At 45.7% G+C, this 19,685-nt stretch carries 17 protein-coding genes and 2 pseudogenes; 4 read left to right on the forward strand and 15 right to left on the reverse strand.

Annotation, left to right across the window (positions count from 1 at the left end):
- Positions 1–797 (forward strand): annotated as a pseudogene (locus tag HMPREF9469_RS23190) (transposase); the annotation flags it as partial.
- Between the two features lie 166 nt (positions 798–963).
- On the forward strand, positions 964–1,206 hold the full coding sequence (locus HMPREF9469_RS33065; RefSeq protein ID WP_007867705.1) for a site-specific integrase: 243 nt from the start codon (positions 964–966) through the stop codon (positions 1,204–1,206).
- 1,234 nt (positions 1,207–2,440) lie between these two features.
- On the opposite strand, the gene HMPREF9469_RS23200 is transcribed toward HMPREF9469_RS33065, so the two are convergent.
- From HMPREF9469_RS23200 to HMPREF9469_RS23245, 11 genes and pseudogenes are all read right to left on the reverse strand, one after another.
- Positions 2,441–2,779 carry a hypothetical protein gene (locus HMPREF9469_RS23200; protein ID WP_007867706.1) on the reverse strand — a complete coding sequence of 113 codons (339 nt, stop codon included), beginning with the start codon at positions 2,777–2,779 and terminating at the stop codon, positions 2,441–2,443.
- Between the two features lie 700 nt (positions 2,780–3,479).
- Positions 3,480–4,694, reverse strand: a pseudogene (locus HMPREF9469_RS33075) (IS66 family transposase); the annotation flags it as partial.
- A gap of 1,189 nt (positions 4,695–5,883) precedes the next feature.
- On the reverse strand, positions 5,884–6,144 hold the full coding sequence (locus HMPREF9469_RS23215; protein ID WP_147335886.1) for a hypothetical protein: 261 nt from the start codon (positions 6,142–6,144) through the stop codon (positions 5,884–5,886).
- A 108-nt stretch (positions 6,145–6,252) separates the two neighbouring features.
- Complete coding sequence (locus HMPREF9469_RS23220; protein WP_040417177.1) at positions 6,253–6,738, reverse strand: hypothetical protein; 486 nt, start codon at positions 6,736–6,738, stop codon at positions 6,253–6,255.
- A 395-nt stretch (positions 6,739–7,133) separates the two neighbouring features.
- On the reverse strand, positions 7,134–7,286 hold the full coding sequence (locus HMPREF9469_RS33575) for a hypothetical protein (RefSeq protein ID WP_007867716.1): 153 nt from the start codon (positions 7,284–7,286) through the stop codon (positions 7,134–7,136).
- A gap of 5 nt (positions 7,287–7,291) precedes the next feature.
- Complete coding sequence (locus HMPREF9469_RS33580) at positions 7,292–7,624, reverse strand: helix-turn-helix domain-containing protein (RefSeq protein WP_007867720.1); 333 nt, start codon at positions 7,622–7,624, stop codon at positions 7,292–7,294.
- 136 nt (positions 7,625–7,760) lie between these two features.
- The gene (locus HMPREF9469_RS33585) at positions 7,761–7,892 is read right to left on the reverse strand and encodes a hypothetical protein (RefSeq protein WP_316139492.1); all 132 of its coding nucleotides are present in this window, start codon (positions 7,890–7,892) and stop codon (positions 7,761–7,763) included.
- A 9-nt stretch (positions 7,893–7,901) separates the two neighbouring features.
- Entirely contained in the window at positions 7,902–8,192 is a 291-nt protein-coding gene (locus HMPREF9469_RS33590; protein ID WP_007867723.1) for a gamma-glutamylcyclotransferase family protein, read from the reverse strand.
- Positions 8,193–8,407: 215 nt separating this feature from the next.
- Positions 8,408–9,115 (reverse strand): Fic family protein, encoded by a 708-nt coding sequence (locus HMPREF9469_RS23235; RefSeq protein WP_082197794.1) that lies wholly within the window; start codon positions 9,113–9,115, stop codon positions 8,408–8,410.
- Positions 9,116–9,482: 367 nt separating this feature from the next.
- Complete coding sequence (locus HMPREF9469_RS23240) at positions 9,483–11,111, reverse strand: ABC transporter ATP-binding protein (RefSeq protein ID WP_007867728.1); 1,629 nt, start codon at positions 11,109–11,111, stop codon at positions 9,483–9,485.
- A 101-nt stretch (positions 11,112–11,212) separates the two neighbouring features.
- On the reverse strand, positions 11,213–12,106 hold the full coding sequence (locus HMPREF9469_RS23245) for a LysR family transcriptional regulator (protein WP_007867730.1): 894 nt from the start codon (positions 12,104–12,106) through the stop codon (positions 11,213–11,215).
- 150 nt (positions 12,107–12,256) lie between these two features.
- Between HMPREF9469_RS23245 and HMPREF9469_RS23250 the strand changes: the two genes are divergently transcribed.
- Positions 12,257–13,537 carry a cation:proton antiporter gene (locus HMPREF9469_RS23250; protein ID WP_007867736.1) on the forward strand — a complete coding sequence of 427 codons (1,281 nt, stop codon included), beginning with the start codon at positions 12,257–12,259 and terminating at the stop codon, positions 13,535–13,537.
- Between the two features lie 160 nt (positions 13,538–13,697).
- On the opposite strand, the gene gpmI is transcribed toward HMPREF9469_RS23250, so the two are convergent.
- The 4 genes from gpmI to gap all read right to left on the reverse strand — a co-directional run bounded on the left by gpmI (position 13,698) and on the right by gap (position 18,495).
- Complete coding sequence (gene gpmI, locus HMPREF9469_RS23255; RefSeq protein ID WP_007867738.1) at positions 13,698–15,239, reverse strand: 2,3-bisphosphoglycerate-independent phosphoglycerate mutase; 1,542 nt, start codon at positions 15,237–15,239, stop codon at positions 13,698–13,700.
- Positions 15,240–15,346: 107 nt separating this feature from the next.
- Complete coding sequence (gene tpiA, locus HMPREF9469_RS33080) at positions 15,347–16,099, reverse strand: triose-phosphate isomerase (RefSeq protein ID WP_007867741.1); 753 nt, start codon at positions 16,097–16,099, stop codon at positions 15,347–15,349.
- Positions 16,100–16,129: 30 nt separating this feature from the next.
- Positions 16,130–17,347 carry a phosphoglycerate kinase gene (locus tag HMPREF9469_RS33085; RefSeq protein WP_007867743.1) on the reverse strand — a complete coding sequence of 406 codons (1,218 nt, stop codon included), beginning with the start codon at positions 17,345–17,347 and terminating at the stop codon, positions 16,130–16,132.
- A gap of 116 nt (positions 17,348–17,463) precedes the next feature.
- On the reverse strand, positions 17,464–18,495 hold the full coding sequence (gene gap / locus HMPREF9469_RS23270) for a type I glyceraldehyde-3-phosphate dehydrogenase (protein ID WP_007867757.1): 1,032 nt from the start codon (positions 18,493–18,495) through the stop codon (positions 17,464–17,466).
- Between the two features lie 373 nt (positions 18,496–18,868).
- Between gap and HMPREF9469_RS23275 the strand changes: the two genes are divergently transcribed.
- Positions 18,869–19,678 carry a histidinol-phosphatase HisJ family protein gene (locus HMPREF9469_RS23275; protein WP_007867760.1) on the forward strand — a complete coding sequence of 270 codons (810 nt, stop codon included), beginning with the start codon at positions 18,869–18,871 and terminating at the stop codon, positions 19,676–19,678.
- The last annotated feature ends 7 nt before the right edge of the window (positions 19,679–19,685 follow it).

Below are 19,685 nucleotides of genomic sequence, written 5' to 3' on the forward strand. Positions count from 1 at the left end.
CCATATGATGAACGGGAAGTTAAAACCAGCATACAATGTCCAGATTGCGGTGGAGAATTACTTTATCGTCCACGGATATGTAAGCAATGACCGGACAGACTATCATACGCTGATCCCTGTTTTGGAAAAGCACAGGAAAACGTTTGGAAATACGTTGGAGGCAGTGACTGCTGACAGCGGCTACTGCAGTGAAAAGAACCTGCTGTATTTGAAAGAGAACGGGAGCCGGAGTTATATCAAGCTTCAGGAACATGAGAAGCGTAAGACACGGGCATACAAAGAAGACATCGGGAAGTATTACACCATGACATATGTCATCTTTGAAGATGAGCGTTATTATATCTGCCATGACGGAAGGGAACTGCGGCATATCCGTACGGAGAGCAAAGAACAGGATGGCTACACCCAGACCGTGGAGGTATATGGCTGTGCGGACTGCAGCGGCTGTGAGCATAAATCGAAATGTCTTTATAAATACAATGCGGAAAAGAACCCGGACCGCAATAAAGTCATGAAGATCAATGAAAGATGGGAAGAACTGCGGGAAGAGTCCCATACAAATATCCAGAGTGAAGAAGGGATTCTGAAACGTCAGACCCGTTCGATCCAGACAGAGGGACATTTTGGAGATATCAAGGAGAATGAAAACTTCCGGCGTTTTACCTACCGATCAGAGGAAAAAGTATATAAAGAGTTCATGTTGTATGCGATAGGCAGGAATATGATGAAATACCACCGATTTTTACACCATGAAATCGAAAAATATGAAGGGGAAAAAGGAGCAGAAAACCGCTTAGCAGACAGAGCCCCCGGACAACAAAACAGGCTGAATATCTCGCACTTTCCCGGTGCTTGATACTCAGCCTTTATTTGTTGTCAGCAGCCCCCGTTTCGTGGTCTGCGTGTGGTTCCTTGTAAACTGACCTATATTATGCGCTATATTACATTCAGAGATATCGTTGTATGAAGGAAAAAATGAACAAAACTACTGAACCTGTACGGAATATGAAAACCAGAAACAGTATATCAGCCTACCTGAAAGGCAAATCTTCAAGGGATTATCTGATTACCAAACAGCAACTCAATACAGCCTTCCGAATCAGTGATGTATTGAAATTAAAAGTCAGTGACGTTCTAACGACTAATGGAGAATTTAAAGATTTACTGACTGTAAAGGAGAAAAAACTTCTAAAATACGGAGCATAGCAGGCAATTCAAGTTTACCAAGCACATTGGCCGAATATCTTAACGAAACAAATTTATCTTATGGGGCTTATTTATTTCCATCCAGAAAAGGGGAAAATCAACCACTTTCCACTACACAAGCACATAGAATATTACAAGGCATAGCGGAAACGCTATATATTGATAACTTTGGTTCACACTCATCAAGGAAAAACTGGGGATACTTTGCTTATAAAAAGACAAAAAAATCTCCCTCATTATGGAAACATATAACTATACAAGAGAAAAAGTTACTTAAGCATTCAACAAAAGGATCACGATGACTTATATAATCAAATCAAATTTTAGAAGGAATCTCAAAGCAAATTCATTAGAAAATTTTAACATCATATTAATTTGACACTTTTTTCTATTTTTGATATTATAATGACAGACGAGGTGGTGTTTCAAGCAATTCTCCAATAGATGTTACTACACGCATGGTCAACAAACCATTAGGCTCGTCACTCCATCATATTTCCTGGAAGTAGGATCCCAAAACTCCATATAGTACTTCTCGGAAATGGAAACCTGGCTAGGTCTATTTTTCTTATTGAGATTTGAACTTGGCCAGGTTTTTAGCAAAGTTTCCATAAGTTAAATCAACTTATTCTGTGGCTCTTTTTGCATTTTTCCCTTTTTCTCTGTATAACTTCCATTGTTTTCGTTCCTTAAACCTCATAGTATGTCCGTAAGCTGACACCTTTCACGTTCTGTTCTTCTTACAACACCTCATATACAAACTGATGCTTAATATTGATGCGCCGAGAGTATGCCCCTTGCAAATCGCCTTATAACTTTTCATATGGAGGCGGTGTTTGATATGGCTTCTCTGGATAAGCGCTATTCCCCACCTTTGTCTCCAACTTTTCCGCCTTAGGGTTCTATATATCCTTGGATACTTTTTTTGATAAACGATTGCGTACATTACCAGTGCACCTCGTTTTCTGGCAAACACTCATCAAGCGATGTAGAAAGCCCTTCGACAATCTTCTCTCGTAGCTGCGGAATAGATGAAAGATATACCGTTTCCATCAAGCCGTTGTGATCTTCTTGGCTGATTATGGCAGCATTTCCTGACTTTGTGCTTATATTCACCGGCCCATTGTACTTGTTTGTCTGCTCCAGCAGTTCAAAAATATTCTTGCGTAACCAAGCCCCCTAATATATATTATAGTGTACGCTTTTATTCTTTTTCTTTAACTTACACAAAAAATCACATAAAAGTATTGATAATACCGATAACCAGTGTGGTAGCAGCCATTATGCGGGCAATCTTAAGTTTTTTCTCATCACCTTTGCTCGTACGGTCAATCACGATTGCTGCGATTCCTACGGCACCAGAAGCTACGCTAACAGCGACCTGTATTGGGAATAGACCACGTCCGATACGGATACCGACAGCTGCTGCGTAGATGGAGAGTGCGACTACAATGTAGAAACATACACGTTTGATGTGTGGTCGTCTTACAAGAAACATCAAGCACAAAGATAAGAAACTTGTAGCTACCATTATCATAAAAACGATTACTAACCAATCTAAAGAGGTTAACATATTAATTTCCTCATTTTTCTATTTTTATGTTGTTTTGCTTTGTTGAGTATAGCATAGCAAGCAATTCTAAAAAGATTCCTAAGGATATTTCTAAAGACTTTCTATGCGAGTATGATAGGAGAACATATATAACTTATTGTGGTATTTCTGCCATTGTACTATAATTGCCCCCCTAGACAGGTACAGAAAAAGCAGGGGGCGTTTGGATATACTCATATCTATTTTGCCTATTGGCATTATAGCATATGCCTTTGGCATTTTCAAGTATTCCACTATTTTTATAATTGCTAACTGGAATGAAAATTTAAATTCCATTTCCCTATCCCACAGTAGAATGAAATCCTTCACAGGGTGGCTTGATTCATTGCGCCTTTTGTAGTAACCTCTCTCTCTTTCTTATTTTCCTATTGACGTTTTATTTGCAAGCTAATGTACTATATACTTTCTTTTATAATAATATTATTTTTCAAAAAAATCATGTATATATCCAGCAAATTTATATATAAATTATTTTATTTTTGTATACGCATTCTATTTCAACCATTCATGCATTTTATTTTAATAAACACTTATAATTTCGTACCATTATATTTTTTGATGCAAGATATCAGAGAATATATTAATCTATTGAAAATATTTTTTCAGTTGATTATCAACTGAAGTTGAATACCTAAAAATTAAAAAGTACTTAGTGACCTTCTTAGCCCCCCACCCATACTATAAAGACAGTGATCATCGGCACCGTTCCTGTATCCTGTACCATGGAATCCCATGGTAGATCACCATCCATATATTCCGTATTCTCATCCCCAACATATCTGACAGTATATACTAGATGGATTTCATGGCATCCAGGCCATTGTATTTCGCTGTTTCGACTAAAGTATATACCTCTTCACTTGCACCAGCCCCCTTCGGACTTCCAGAAAACAGACAGTTCTCCTCAAAGGAATAACTGATGGAACAGTTTCCCATCTTCAAGATAATAAAAAATTCCTGACGATTGTTCAGGGCATAATGGAAAGCTGTATGAAGTTTCAACTTTGGCAGTCCTCCGACAGATTTTATCTCTGCCCATGACCAGAAATCTTCTATAAGCGGCTTCTCGAGGCATAACCGTTTTTTCTTTTATTCTGGGGTAAGCCGTCCCGTTCCTTTTCCATATCATACTATTTATTCAGACGCCGGACTGCTTCCACGGGTTTTGAAGCTTACAATTCATAGATGTCTTTTGGCAGCGCATCCACAACCGTGCGGCGCAAATGAGTATAGCACAGGCATCTTGTGGCCATCTTCCCCCATTAGACCTGGAATAAGCATCCGTATGGATATATCCCCTCAGTACATTTCCTCCCCCACCTAGCTGATATTCCAAATACCGGGCCGGCCTTACCTAATCCCTGATGCTGCATTACACCCACATGTAAGAATTCGCAGTTTTCTTCCTCCCTTGTCTCTTTAGCAACTACACATGTCTCTCATCGATATGCATATGCCCCTACTTTAGAAGTTCCTGCTTCCATTAAGAGACCGCATTAGAGAGCCAGTCCCAACAGACTGCAAGAAGTCAGTTCGACATCGTTGTCCTACAAAAAAACAGTCCCATCTCCTCCCATTCCTTTTCCTGAAGGTATAGTGGGATGCCCAGTTCAAACTTCTGACGGATGAGCCATGTGATTGTGGAAGCTGACGCGAAGAAATGTATGATCAAGGGATTCGGTACCGGCGTTCTCCATATAAGGCATCCCAGTTTTTCGGTATGCCCTGCATTCATCCGTTTCCCAGTCATGGTCGATCACTTTAAAGCTGGCAGGAATCAGGAATACACTGTACCTTAGTACGAACAAATTCCTCACCGATTTTTACCATGGTACTTTCCGCATCCTTTACTGATCTGTTCACCTTCATCGATTGTGGGGGAGCATTTCCTTTTTAGCTTTTATCGTTACACTGCTTGTTCTATTCCGCAAGGTTCTTTCCCTTGTCCTTGCTTCATTTCACCATCAGCAAACCGATTCTTTGCACAGTGACGCACGGCTACTTTGGCTATCACTCTAGAAGTTAAAAATATCCTTGCACTGGTTTACTATCATCACCATGCCGAGTAAAGGAGATAGCAAATGCCATTCCATGTTGAATCATTTTCTCAGACACTTATGAATCAACTATCGTTTTCAATCTTCTTATTCTTTTTCTGTACTAATTATTTATTTCGTATTGGGAGGTTCACTTCATGTGACACCATGACGCATACCATAGGACACCCAAAGGGCAGAATCCCCCCTTGGCGTAATCTTTTCATTTTAAAAGGGCGGACATTGCTTTGATTTCCGGAAAGATATTCTGCCACCATCTTCAGACGTTCTCTAAATCCCAACCGCTCCCGGATTCGTTCTCTGCAAAATATGCCAATGGCCCTATTCCGATTCTTTGGTATTCATTAAAAATCCCTTAATCTGCGTTTTCTCGGTATCTTTTGGCTCTACCAGCACCACAATCATCCACTTCTGCCAAGAAAGTATTCAAACCGGAATCCCCGGACGGCTTTGCCGGCCGGTGTTTTTCGGGGTTCGGCTGCGAAAGCAGCATAACCTCTTTAACCTGCACCACTTTCGACCCAACTTTCCATCCCTAATTTTCTCGATTTTCTCATCATTTTAAGCCTCGCTCACAAAGGCCCGACAAGGCAGGAAAGCCCGTTTATGGTACATGGATGCCACCTCTTTCCTTCAAGCGGCACACAGGGCCAACGAACGTTTCACGCGGGCCGATTCCCTTCTTACATCCTCTATGTCATATCAGACCCTGGTTCTATTTCACTGTATTCCTTATTCTGAGTAGGGACCAGTTCTTCCAATTACTTTACAAAAAAACCATTCTTTCCTCAAACCTAAGGTTTCTCCGCGCTAAGCAGTTTTTGATACCTTCATCATACAATCCATCGGCAGAATGGATGTCTTTCCTCCAATCTTTGCTGTTACGGTGTTATGAGCAAAATCCAGAGAGTAACCCCCTTTGACCCGTCTACCATCGACAGCACAGCGCTCCTCAAATTCCTCTTTGGCAACCGGCTCCGTCTCTTTATATGCCGTTTCCAGAAATTCCTAGCCAGTCATTTTTTTCGCCTGCGAATAATGAAGCGCACAGGCATGGGCCACTTCAAGTGGAGTTCCATACCTTTCCCCAATCCTGCAGCTGGTCCCCCCATCCTTCTTTGCCTCAATGAAAACAAAGCGGCGGCTAGCGTCTTCTGCCTTCCGCCTAGCTTCCTCCTGGACAATGATTTTCTCGACATGCTCCCTCTTCTCAACCGGGACACATTTTTCATACAGCTTCTGCATCATCTCTTTCACTACCTTCTCCATGGTAGAACCATCTACCAAGTGGTCAGTCAACGCCTTGTATTGATGCTCCTCCATCCATACTGTGGTCTCTAAACAGTTCCTTTCTCCCGTTTCCTTATCATGCAGTCCCTAACTCATCTCCCCGGAAATCTCCTGAGAATGATTCACCATTCTGGCTTCCGGCCTTGGTCTTTTCGAACGAGTTTCCTTCTCCCTCGCCTCTCTGGCAATCCTATCATCGTTCCTCGTAGGTGGTAAATTTTTTTCAAACTGTCTGTGTTCCACCCCTGACGGACTCTCAGTACCGAAAATGGGAGCATAAAAGATAGCCTTTACTCTTATCGAATCAAGTCTATCTCCATCTTCCATTTCATTGTTCATTGAGTCAATCGTTCCATCTAACAATCTGAAACCATCACGCATATCTCCAATGTATTCTTGGTAATCTTCAGAGATATTGCCCAAAAAAAGAGAACAGATTAACATAGAAATTAAAATAACAGGCAAGAGGAGCAATCCAGTGGTCCATGCCCTGCCTTTTCGCAATCGCTCATCGGTAAGAGTTGTTACCGCCGTTTTTGCCACAAGAGCTGTAGTTGATGTGGGTTCTGCCAATTAACCACCTACACAACAAAATCACCCACCATCAAAGTGAGTGATCTCGTATCCATATTTACATGATTAATTCGTGCATTTGCTGTGATGCGTCCTGCCGTTCCTTTTGGGTAATTTCATGCCCAAGAAACAGTCCCATGCTGTAGTCCAAGATTTTTGCTTTTCTTTCTGACAGCATAATCCTTTAAAAAACCTTTTGCAGTTCAGTAGTAAATGGTGCTTTCTCTACCAAGACATAGATCCGATCCATGTCAATTCGATCTGCAATCCGCTGCAATGCCTGATTGCAATTCTCGTCTTTCAGGGAAGAAATCTAATCAAAGCAGGGTATCTTTTTCCCCTGTTCCAAAATAGACGAGGTCGGGAACAGATAAACATGCTGATGGATTTCTTTTTCATCTCTCAACACCTTCTGCATTCTCACACGCTCGCTCCTGTTCTTCATAAAGATATTTCGCCCTCAGATAATTTGCCTGTTCCTCCGATATGACTCCTGCCCAAAGGTCGGCATTAATTGAACCATACAGCTCTCCCCATAAGCAGTCCATATAAGTTACCTCATCTTTTCCCCCTGTATATAATCGCCGATTGCTTTTTGCAGATGGGCAGACAGGTTGGATTCCAAGTAAGAACGATCCTGCGGTTTGCCGTCCTCCTGATGTTGTTTGGATTCTTCTGTGAGTGTCAGTACCTCCTCGATGGTCATTGTAAAAGCGGTTGCCAGCTTTTGAAGCGTCTGCGCATTGCACCGCGTCAAGCTTGTTTTGCCGGAGCAGATGTCTGAAAGTGTTGCCCAGGGAATACCACTTCTTTTGGATAAGCTGTATCGAGACATTCCTTTTTCTTTTATCACTTCATTTATTGTCATTTTCATCACCACTACCATTATATCGGACTTCCGATATATCGTCAATGGTGATTTCCATAAAAGGCAAGGCTTACCATCATTCCATCCCACCAAAGCCAAACAGCTTTTGTTGTTCCCACTGCGATTCTTCGAATGGAGATTGGCATTGCATACGCTACTCTGTTTCAGCTATGGCATTCTCTAAAACAGAAAGGTCAAAGCCTGCACTTTCATAACCCTCGGCCATGGTGTTCACATATCTTTGAGAGAGCATACCCAACGAATTTCCCTCCATCATAACATACACAAAAGCTTCCTACTGCCTGCCGTCTATTGCAACCGTCATGCTTTTCATACAAATCGGATAGCCCTCATATCGGTCTAAGGCAGGTTCATCGTTTTGACCAACTGTCCACCTTAGGACAGGCACGTGTCTCCCCTCACAGGGTTCTATCGTGGTATAGGAACCTGTGCGTGACCCACAAAAAAACCGCTTGTAATTCTTAATTTCAAACGTTCCAAGTTCCCTTGCCAAGGGACAGCACTTCGCCATCTGCGGCAGATTTGGATTGCTAACATAGGCAATATCGATTCTTACTTTGCTCATTCGTTCCTCCAACCTCCCCATCAACATAGAAAAGCAGGGCTGCATTTGCCTCCACTAGGATTCCTCCTGGTCCATCTTTTCCAACGTCCTGATCAGCGCTCAAAAAATAAGTGCAGAGGGCAAAGCACAAATCCTATGATTTATCTCTTGCACGTATAGGATACAAAAGAGTGCCGGACCTATTTCTTTGTCCGACACACAGTCCATCTATTTCTTCATTTCAGTTCCATTCCTGACATTCCAGACTCCATTTTAGGGAAAGGGATCTGAAACAGCCGCAGGATTTCCTTCTGAGATTCCAGCTCCCGTTCTGCAATAAATTCTATAAAATCATGAGCCTCCCGATGCGCCCGTTCCAACAAAAATACATAATCCTTACGAAGGATTGGCGGGATGACTGCCGGAAGATATCCATCTTGAATCAACGCAAAATTCATCAAAAGGCGCACCACTTTGCCATTCCCATCCTTGAACGGATGGATATATACAAAACGCCGATGCAGCTCGGCAGCAAATTCCACTGGGTGGAATCGCTCTCTTACCTTAGCTGCCCATTCAAACAGCCCTCTCATCTCTTTGTCCAGTCTATCTGGTGGTGTGATTGAATAATGAGAACCTGTGATGATAACCTGAATATCTCGATATCGGCCTGCATAGTCTGGTTCTATATTCCAATAGAACAACCTATGCATATAGAGCACCATCTCTTCATCTATTCGGCGACTTTTTAGCAAAGTGAACATAAACCCATATGCTTTCGCATGAGCCGCCACTTCCAATACATCTCGCAGTGATCTGCCTCCTATGGTCAGCCCATCCTCCAAAAGCACCTTGGTTTCACTCTCTATCAGAGAATTTCCCTCCAGCGCATTGGAAGTCCAGGTCAGTCCAATCCGATAATACGCTTTTATCTTCTCCAACATTTATCCTTCGAATGGACGTAAAACATTTATCTCATTTTGAAACCGATCTACCTTTTCTAATACTTTCACAGACATCACATCCTCATCTCTCTATTTCTTGTTAGCATCATACCATATCACCAGGGAAAAGAGTAGCATTTCCTTCCATTTTTGCCATTTAACGATTTCAGATCGTTAAAAATAGATGCATAGTTTTATCATTGATACAAGCCCAGCCCCCCTATCTGTCAGTCTGTCAACCTACGACTGCCAATAAAAAAAAGAGAGAGAATGTTCTCTCCCCCAAGCATCACCTGAACAACAACTCGTAAATCTACTATATCTGTACATTATGGGAATACTGCTTTCTTCCGTACTATGCTCTTCGTTATATACACTTTACACATCCATTTGTGTATAGTGTCCTTCTTTTGCCACTTTTTCTTACTCTATACACGTGATACACATAAAAAATTATACTCCATTTTACGTCCAGGATCAGGATAGCAGGATTCTTTAGGAACACTCTGGCAATGCTGATCCGCTGCTTCTGTCCGCCGGACAGCTTTACGCCCCTCTCTCCCACATACGTATCATATCCATCCTGGAGCTCGCTGATAAACTCATGGGCTCCCGCCATCCTGGCTGCCTCAATCACTTTCTCTCTGGACGCCCCGGGACATCCGTAGCTGATATTCTCATAGACAGAACCTGAAAACAGATACACATCCTGCTGAACCACACCAATGTTGGACCGCAGGCTGCGCAGGGTCACCCCCCTGATATCCTGGCCGTCAATGGTAATACTTCCTGAAGCAGCATCATAAAACCTGGGCAGCAGGTTGCACAGAGTGGTCTTACCCCCTCCGGAAGGTCCCACCAGGGCAATCCTCTCCCCCGGCTCTACTGTTAAATCAATATCCTGCAATACAGGCGCATGATTGCCCGGGTAGGAAAAACTCACATGGTTAAATACAATTTTCCCCTTCACGTGTTCCAGCATCTTCGCATTCCTGCAGTCCCTTATATCAGGCACAACATCCATGATCTCCTGAAAACGTTCAATTCCCGTCATACCGCGCTGAAACTGCTCGGCAAACTCAATGATCCTTCGGATCGTGGTGAGAAGCGTGGTTACGTACAGCGTATAGGCCACAAGATCTCCGGCCTCTATCTTCCCCTGTATCATAAAAATGCCTCCGGCCACAATAACCACCACATACATCAGACCGTCAAAGGATCTGGTGGTGATCTGAAATGCAGCCATATAACGGTACGTATATTTTTTAATATCCATAAAAGCCTGATTGCCTTTTCCAAACTTGGCAATCTCCACCGGCTCATTGGCAAAAGCCCTTACAACCCTGTTTCCAAGAAGAGCGTCCTCAATCTGGGCATTGAGTTCTCCGATCTGGTTGCGCTGTCTGCGGAAGGCTTCCTTTACTTTCATGTTAAACCAGATGCAAGACACCACCATAACGGGGATCAGCACAAAGATCAGCAGGGTCAGTTCCAGATCGATTCCTGAAAGGATGATAAACGAAACCACTGTCTTAAGGGCGGCAATAAAAAACTCCTCGGGACAGTGATGGGCAAACTCTGTCACATCAAAAAGATCACTTGTAATACGGGACATGATCTGTCCCACCTTGGTGCTGCTGTAATAACTGTCAGACAAGCGCTGAAGATGCTCAAATGCGTCCTGGCGCATGTCTGTCTCAATGTATACCCCCATCACATGGCCGGTGTAAGCCATATAGTAGGCTGCAAAGGAATCGATGATCCGAAGCACCAGATACAGACCGCCGATCCTCACCACAACGCCCACCGTGATCGCGGCAAGGTCCTGCATTCCCTGATTTGTAATATAGCGCAGCATAAGCGGAAACACCAGCTCCCCTAATGTGGTCAGGGCAGCGCAGAATAGATCGAACAATAAAATCCCTTTATATTTGCCGTAGTAAGGCAAAAAACGATTTAGAAGCCTTCTTGTCCTCATACCCCTCTTTTCACTCACATCAACCGACTCCTGTTTTGTTCCGCCCGTGCCATTTAACATTGCCTGTGATATAAAGCACTATCTTTCATTCTATCCTATTTCCCAGAAAAATGGAAGGGCTATTTTGCCTTCAGATGTTCATAAATCAACCGTATATTGTCAATCAGCTCCGGATGGATGAAATCCTTCTGATAAACCATGTCGATCTGGCGCACCATGGTGGAATTCTCAATGGGGATGATCGCCAGCCGTCCGCTGGCAAGTTCCTCGCGGCACGCGCTTTTTGCGATGATCGTTATCCCCAGATCCATGCTTACCAGCTCCTTGATCATGGACACATTATCCAGTTCCATCATAACATTAAATTCAGAGAGGCTCATATCCCTGGCACCCAGGTGCTTTTCAAACAGCTGCCTTGTGCCTGCACTCTGGCTCCTTAATATCAGCTTCTCATGGCGGATTTCCCGCAGGGATACGGTCTTGGCCCTGGCCAGCCGGTGGATGGGGGATACGGCCAGACACAGGTAATCCGTGTCCAACGTGGTGGTGACCAGGGCGTCATCCGGCACTGCGCCTTCCACCACTGCAAAATCAAGCTCATACGCCTTTAAGCGGGTATAAATTTTTTGAATGGTATTAACACCAATATTTATATGTATGCCGGGATTCTCATTGCAAAGGGTGGCCAGTACCTGGGGAATGATGGTCTCGCCTGCGGTTGGCGTGATGCCCACATTCAGGTGGCTGGTCTCAGTCTTGCTGTCCTCAATAGCCTGCCACGCATTGCTGTACACAGCGGCTGCCCTGCGGGCGTACTGGACCAGGATCTTACCCTGGGGTGTCAGTTTTAGTTTGTTTTTGTCTCTATAAAATATTTTAATGTCGAACTCATTTTCCAGCATACGTATCTGGTGGCTTACGGCCGGCTGTGTCAGATTCAGCTTCTGAGCAGCCTTGGTATAACTTCCAGTCTCGATCACCGCCAGCAACGTATTAACTTTTACATCAAACACAGTCCCGTCCCCCTCCAAAATATAAATATTTTTTATGTACCAATTAATTAATATCATTTGATTTTATCACCAAATACTACTATAATCAAGCAAAACAAAAAAGGAACAGGGTAAAAATATACGCCCTGTCCGCAGAAAGGAGTGTTCCATATGGCACTGTATTTATCAAATCTGGGGGCAGCAGGAATCATATTAAGCATCGCAATCATGCTGGCATCCGGCTTTCTGCTGACTCGTATCACAAAGAGGCTTCACCTTCCTAATGTTACCGGTTATATTATTGCGGGAGTCATCATCGGGCCCTGGTGCCTGAATCTGGTTCCCTCACAATATATAGAACAGATGGACTTTGTCACGGATTTAGCTCTTGCGTTTATCGCGTTTGGGGTGGGAAGATATTTTAAGCTCTCCGCTCTGAAGGCAAATGGAAAAAACATGGTTATCCTCACGCTGTTTGAGTCGCTGATGGCCGGCGTGTTCATTACGGTTTCCATGCTGCTTTTAGGATTGTCCCTGTCCTTCAGCCTTCTTCTGGGCGCCATTGGCTGCGCCACAGCACCGGCCTCCACCATTATGACCATCCGTCAGTACAAGGCCAAAGGCCCATTTATTGACACCATTCTTCAGGTGGTAGCACTGGATGACGCGGTAGCGCTGGTGGCCTTCAGTGTCTGCGCTGCATTTGTTCAGGCAAGTTCAGGTACCGGAGCCGTGTCCATTTCCCAGGTAGTCATTCCCGTGCTGCTCAACATAGCCGCACTTGTCATGGGCGCTGTTTCCGGGATCGTACTCAGCCGGATGATCAACAAACGCCGCAGCAAGGATCACAGTCTGGTCCTGGCCTGCGTTACCATCATGGGCGTGGCAGGTGTCTGCTCATCCATGAATGTTTCGCCCCTTTTGGCCTGTATGGCATCCGGCACAGCCTACATCAATGCCAGCGGCAACAAGCATCTGTTTAAGCAGCTGAACCAGTTTACACCGCCCCTTTTGGTAATGTTCTTTGTACTGTCCGGAATGCGGCTTTCCATCCCCAGTCTGGCTGCCGCAGGCACCATTGGCGTCATCTACTTCCTGGTGCGCATTGCAGGCAAGTACGCTGGTTCCACCGTAGGGGCAGCCGTTATCCATGCATCACCGGAGATCCGCCGCTACTTTGGCCTGGCCCTGATTCCCCAGGCAGGTGTATCCATTGGCCTGGCGGTTCTCGGCCAGAGAATGCTTCCCGCTGAAAGCGGGCTCATGCTGTCCACCATCATCCTGTCCAGCGGACTGCTCTATGAGATGGTCGGACCTGCTTGCTCCAAGATAGCCATAAAACTGTCCGGAAGTATACCGGATAAGGAAAAATGTACAAAAAAAGAGAAGAAGGGGGATGGAGGTGAAATGGAGGAGACTGTTTCTGCGCAGGCAAGGCATGTGGTGGTTTGAGGGATTGGAATAAAGCCGCGGGACTGGCCTGCATGGGTGAAGGACGGATCATAATAATGAAACAGCCGGAAATAATGCTGCTGGCCAAAATTAATTGGTGGATGCGGCTTTATTTCCGGCTGGCTTTGTGTTTCATGTCAGATAGGAGTAAATTTCGTGATTATTTTACCAGGAGTGACGTTCCGGTCATCTCCCCCGGCTGCTCCATGCCCATAAGTTGGATCAGGGTAGGGATGATGTCACACAGTGCTCCGCCTTCGCGCAGTTTGTAAGAAGGATCTGCATTGACCAGGATAAAAGGCACCGGGTTGGTGGTGTGGGCTGTAAATGGCTCGCCTGTCTCATAATCCACCAGCTGCTCTGCATTTCCATGGTCAGCGCAGATGAACATAACGCCATCCACTTCCTTAATGGCTTCCACCGCACGGCCCACGCATACATCCACGGTTTCAATTGCCTTGATGGCAGCTTCCTCCACACCGGTATGGCCAACCATATCCGGGTTTGCAAAGTTGATAATGATCACATCATATTTGCCGGACTTGATGGCTTCCACCAGCTTGTCGCATACGCCCAGGGCACTCATCTCCGGCTTCAGGTCGTAGGTGGCAACCTCCTTGGGAGACGGCACCAGGATGCGGTCCTCTCCGGGATTCGGCTCCTCTACGCCGCCGTTAAAGAAGAATGTAACATGGGCGTATTTCTCAGTCTCGGCAATCCTTACCTGGGTCTTGCCGTGAGCGGCCAGGAACTCACCGAATGTGTTGGTGATTCCTTCCTTCTTAAATGCAACCAGCTTATTCTCAATGGTCTCATCATAATCAGTAAAGCAGACAAACACAAGATCCAGTTTTTTGTCTCTTGCAAAGCCATCAAAATCATTATCACAGAACGCACGGGTGATCTCTCTTGCACGGTCCGGACGGAAGTTGTAGAAAATCACGGAATCCCCATCCCCGATCACGGCTGTTGGCTTTCCGCCTTTTTCCACTACAAAGGGAACCACGAACTCATCCGCTTTGCCTGCGTCATAGGATGCCTGGATGCCTTCAGTCGCGCTGGAAGCAGTATTTCCCCGCCCCTTTGTCAGTGCATTGTAAGCAAGTTCCACACGGTCCCATCTCTTGTCACGGTCCATGGCGTAGTAGCGCCCCATAACGGATGCAACCTCTCCCACGCCGATCTCCTTCATCTTGGCTTCCAGCGCAGCCACATATCCCTTGCCTGACTCCGGAGGCGTATCACGTCCGTCCAGAAAGCAATGGACATATACCTTTTCCAGGCCGTTTCTCTTAGCCAGATCCAAAAGGCCGTAGATGTGCGTGTTGTGGCTGTGCACTCCGCCATCGGACACAAGGCCGAACATATGAAGTGCGGAATTATTTTTTTTGCAGTTTTCCACAGCCGCAAGGAATTCCGGGACCTGGAAAAAGTCGCCATCCTGAATGGATTTTGTGATCCTTGTCAATTCCTGATAAACAATGCGGCCGGCGCCCATATTGAGATGTCCAACCTCAGAGTTTCCCATCTGTCCTTCAGGAAGTCCCACTGCCATTCCGCTTGCCTCACCCTTTACAAAAGGGCACTGGCTCATAAGCTGGTCCATGACCGGTGTCTTTCCCTCACACACCGCATTATGGTCACAGTTGTTGTTAAGGCCGTAGCCGTCAAGTATCATTAATACTGTTGGTCTCTTGCTCATAGTTCATATCTCCTTCTACTTTCATTCTCCTGGAAAGAGCAGCTCTCCTGGAAAGAATTAAACCCTGCAGCCCGTCTGACCCGGCCGCAGGGCAATCATATCATTTATTACTTATTGTAGTTGACGATCTTTCCAAAATCAGGCTTCAGGGATGCGCCGCCAACCAGTCCGCCGTCAATGTCAGCCTGGGTAAAAAGCTCAGGAGCGGAGGAAGCTGATACGGAGCCGCCGTACTGGATACGGATGGCCTCTGCTGTTGCCTCATCATAAATCTCGCCAATACATGCACGGATTGCCGCACATACTTCCTCGGCCTGCTCCGTGGTTGCAACTTTACCAGTGCCAATGGCCCAGATCGGCTCATAGGCGATCACAGCCGTCTTGGCCTGGTCAGCGGTCACATTGAGAAATGCGATCTTGATCTGCTGACGGATCCAGTCAATGGTAATCCCCTGTTCCCTCTGGGTCAGTGACTCACCACAGCAGACAATGGGGGTGATCCCATGCTCAAATGCCTTAAGCACCTTTTTGTTCACGGTCTCATCTGTCTCGGCAAAATACTCACGCCTCTCAGAATGGCCGATGATCACATATTTAACTCCGGCATCTGTGAGCATGTTAGGAGCGATCTCGCCTGTGTAAGCGCCTTTTTCCTCATAATACATGTTCTCAGCGCCGATACAGATGTTGCTTCCCTTGGCAGCTTCCATGGCCGGTATGATGTCAATGGCCGGAACGCAGAATACTACGTCCACATCGTCATTTGCTACCAGTGGTTTTAACTCGTTAACCAGAGCAACTGCCTCAGATGGCGTCATGTTCATCTTCCAGTTGCCTGCGATAATTTTCTTTCTTGCCATGTCAAATCCCCTCTCTTTGAACGGACGCGATCAGTCCTTGTTGTCAGCTGCAGCCACACCCGGAAGTTCCTTGCCCTCTAAGAATTCCAGAGAAGCGCCTCCTCCTGTGGAGATGTGTGTCATCTTGTCAGCAAAACCAAGTCTCTTGACAGCATTCACGGAATCACCGCCGCCAATCACTGTGGTAGCATCCGCCAGATCTGCCACTGCGCGGCATACTTCCAGTGTTCCCTCAGCAAAGTTGGAGAACTCGAATACGCCCATGGGTCCGTTCCAGACAACCGTCTTTGCGCCCTTTAACGCATCCTTATAAAGAGCAATTGTCTTTGGCCCGATATCAAAGCCAGACCAGCCGGCATCGATCACATCCACTACCTTATGCTCTGTCTCATTGGAAAATTCCTTACCCTCTACATGGTCAACGGGAAGCAGCAGCTTAACCCCCTTCTCCTCCGCCTTTTTAACCATCTCCAGAGCGTAATCCAGCTTATCTTCCTCACATAAGGAATTGCCGATCTCCTGTCCCTGTGCCTTGGCAAAGGTATAAGCCATGCCGCCGCCAATAATCAGGGTGTCAACCTTATCCAGCAGGTTATTGATCACATTGATCTTATCGGAAACCTTAGCTCCGCCCAGGATCGCAACAAAGGGGCGGACCGGATTCTCAACAGCCTGGCCTAAGAATTTGATCTCCTTTTCCATCAGATAACCAACCACGTTCTCCTTGGTATATCTTGTAACGCCCACGTTGGAGCAGTGAGCCCTGTGTGCGGTACCAAACGCGTCATTTACAAAGATACCATCGCACAGATCAGCCAGTTCCTTAGCATATGCCTCGGTAGCGGCATCGCCGTCTTTAAATTTTGTCTCTTCGATCCTGTAACGTGTGTTCTGCAGCAGAAGTACTTCACCGTCCTTTAACTCAGCGGCAACTTTCTGTGTCTCCGGTCCTGTAACCTTGGCATCATCCACGAATTTCACTTCTACGCCCAGTCTCTCGCTCAGCGCGGGAGCAACCGGTGCAAGGCTCATCTCCGGCACAGGTTCACCCTTGGGCTTGCCCAGATGGGAGCAGAGGATCACCTTAGCGCCCTGGTCAAGCAGCTTCTTAATGGTTGGGATGGCACCGTCAATACGGTTATAGTTCTGGATCACCCCTTCTTTTAACGGTACGTTGAAATCACAGCGTACCAGTACTTTCTTGCCCTTTAAATCTTTTAAATCATCCACAGTTTTCTTATTTAACATGGTTATGTTCCCCTTTCAGTGTCATGAGATTTTTTACTCGCCATATCCAATGGGATAAAAAGGATCCGGTCCAAACGACCGGACCCTTCATGAGTCTACTTAATGCTTAATTCAGATTAGCCTAACTCAGCAAAGTACTTAATGGTTCTTACCATCTGGCTTGTGTAAGAATTCTCATTGTCATACCATGAAACAACCTGAACCTCATACAGATCATCAGCGATCTGAGCTACCATGGTCTGAGTTGCATCAAACAGGGAGCCGAATCTCATACCGATCACGTCAGAGGAAACAATTGCATCCTCATTGTATCCGAAGGACTCACAAGCAGCAGCCTTCATTGCGGCATTGATATCTTCCTTGGTAACGCCAGCCTTCTTAACAACAGCTGTAAGGATAGTGGTGGAACCGGTCGGTACCGGAACACGCTGTGCGGAACCGATCAGCTTGCCGTTCAGTTCCGGGATAACCAGACCGATTGCCTTAGCTGCGCCGGTAGAGTTAGGAACGATGTTGGCTGCGCCAGCTCTTGCTCTTCTTAAGTCGCCCTTTCTGTGCGGTCCGTCCAGGATCATCTGATCGCCTGTGTAAGCGTGGATGGTGGACATGATACCGCTCTGGATCGGAGCGTAATCATTCAGAGCCTTAGCCATAGGAGCTAAGCAGTTTGTTGTACAGGAAGCTGCAGAAATGATCTTGTCATCAGCTGTCAGAACATTCTCGTTAACACTGTATACGATAGTAGGAAGGTCATTGCCTGCCGGAGCAGAAATAACAACTTTCTTAGCGCCGGCCTCGATGTGTGCCTGAGCCTTGTCCTTAGAGCAGTAGAAACCTGTACACTCCAGAACTACGTCAACACCGATTTCGCCCCATGGAAGATCAGCAGCCTTTGGTTCCTTGTAGATGGTAATCTTCTTGCCATCAACAGTAATGGAATCCTCTCCAGCCTCTACAGTGTGCAGACCCTGGCCATAGACGCCGGCATATCCGCCCTGTGCTGTATCGTACTTTAAGAGATGAGCTAACATCTTAGGATCGGTTAAGTCATTGATTGCTACTACATCGTAACCTTCTGCTCCGAACATCTGACGGAAAGCCAGACGTCCAATACGTCCAAAACCATTAATTGCTACTTTTACTGCCATGATTCAATTCCTCCTAGTTTGTTAAAAATTATATTATTGTTAAATAATAATCAACCTTATTACATTGTAATCAATTTCTCAGCAAATGGCAAGTCCTTTTTTCATTTTTTCGCAGGACTGGCTTTTTCTGGAAATTTCTTTCATCCCCTGCCCCTGTACGGGCCTAAAGTCCCCTGAATTTCCCACTATCCATTATGCCACGCCTTGGAGCACTCTTATTCATTTGTTGATAAAATAAAATCTTTTCTTTCGGGAACTTTCTGCTATAATGAACCTAGAGCGTGCCTGGGTGGAACTAAATGTCCACACGCTCCGGCAAATTTTATTTCATATAATAATGCCTATTTAGTAATAACTACAAGGAGAACCTTCCATGATTTACGACTGTCATCTGCATACTGAATTTTCCGGTGATTCCGATACCCCCGTGCGCCGGCAGATTGAACGGGCCATCCAGCTTGGCATGATGGAAATGTGCATCACTGACCATCATGACTATGATACCAGCTTCTGCGACACCAACTTTAACCTGGATATACCGTCCTATCTCACTGTCCTTCAAAGCCTTAGGAATGAATATAAGGAAAGGATACGTATCAATATAGGGGTGGAACTGGGCCTTCAGAACCACCTGAAACGATATCTTCACAATCTTGAAAAGGAATACGGCTCCTGCTTTGACTTCATTATCGGGTCCAGCCATTTTGTGATGGGAATGGATCCCTATGATTCCGATTACTGGGAAACCTACGGTGAGGAGGATGGTCTGGAGCAGTTTTTTAAAGTATCTTTAAGCCGTGTGCGCAACCTTTATGACACCTTTGATTCCTTTGGTCATCTGGATTATATTGTGCGTTACGCCCCTCATCAGAATTCCTGCTATACCTACCAGCGCTATGAACAATGGATCGAACCCCTTCTCATGGAACTGATCCGGCACGGCAAGGGACTGGAGTGCAATACGGGCGGCTTTAAATACGGTCTGGGACAGCCCAATCCCTGCAGCAGGATTTTAAAGCGCTACAGGGAACTTGGCGGTGAGATCATCACCATTGGGTCGGATGCCCACTCTCCGGAATTCCTGGGCAATGCCTTTGAGGAATGCCGCCGTATCCTGTTAGAATGCGGCTTCCGCCATTATGCGGTATACCATGAAAGGGTGCCGGAATTTCACCTGCTGTAACCGCCCG

The sequence above is a fragment of the [Clostridium] citroniae WAL-17108 genome (genome assembly GCF_000233455.1).
Classification (GTDB): domain Bacteria; phylum Bacillota; class Clostridia; order Lachnospirales; family Lachnospiraceae; genus Enterocloster; species Enterocloster citroniae.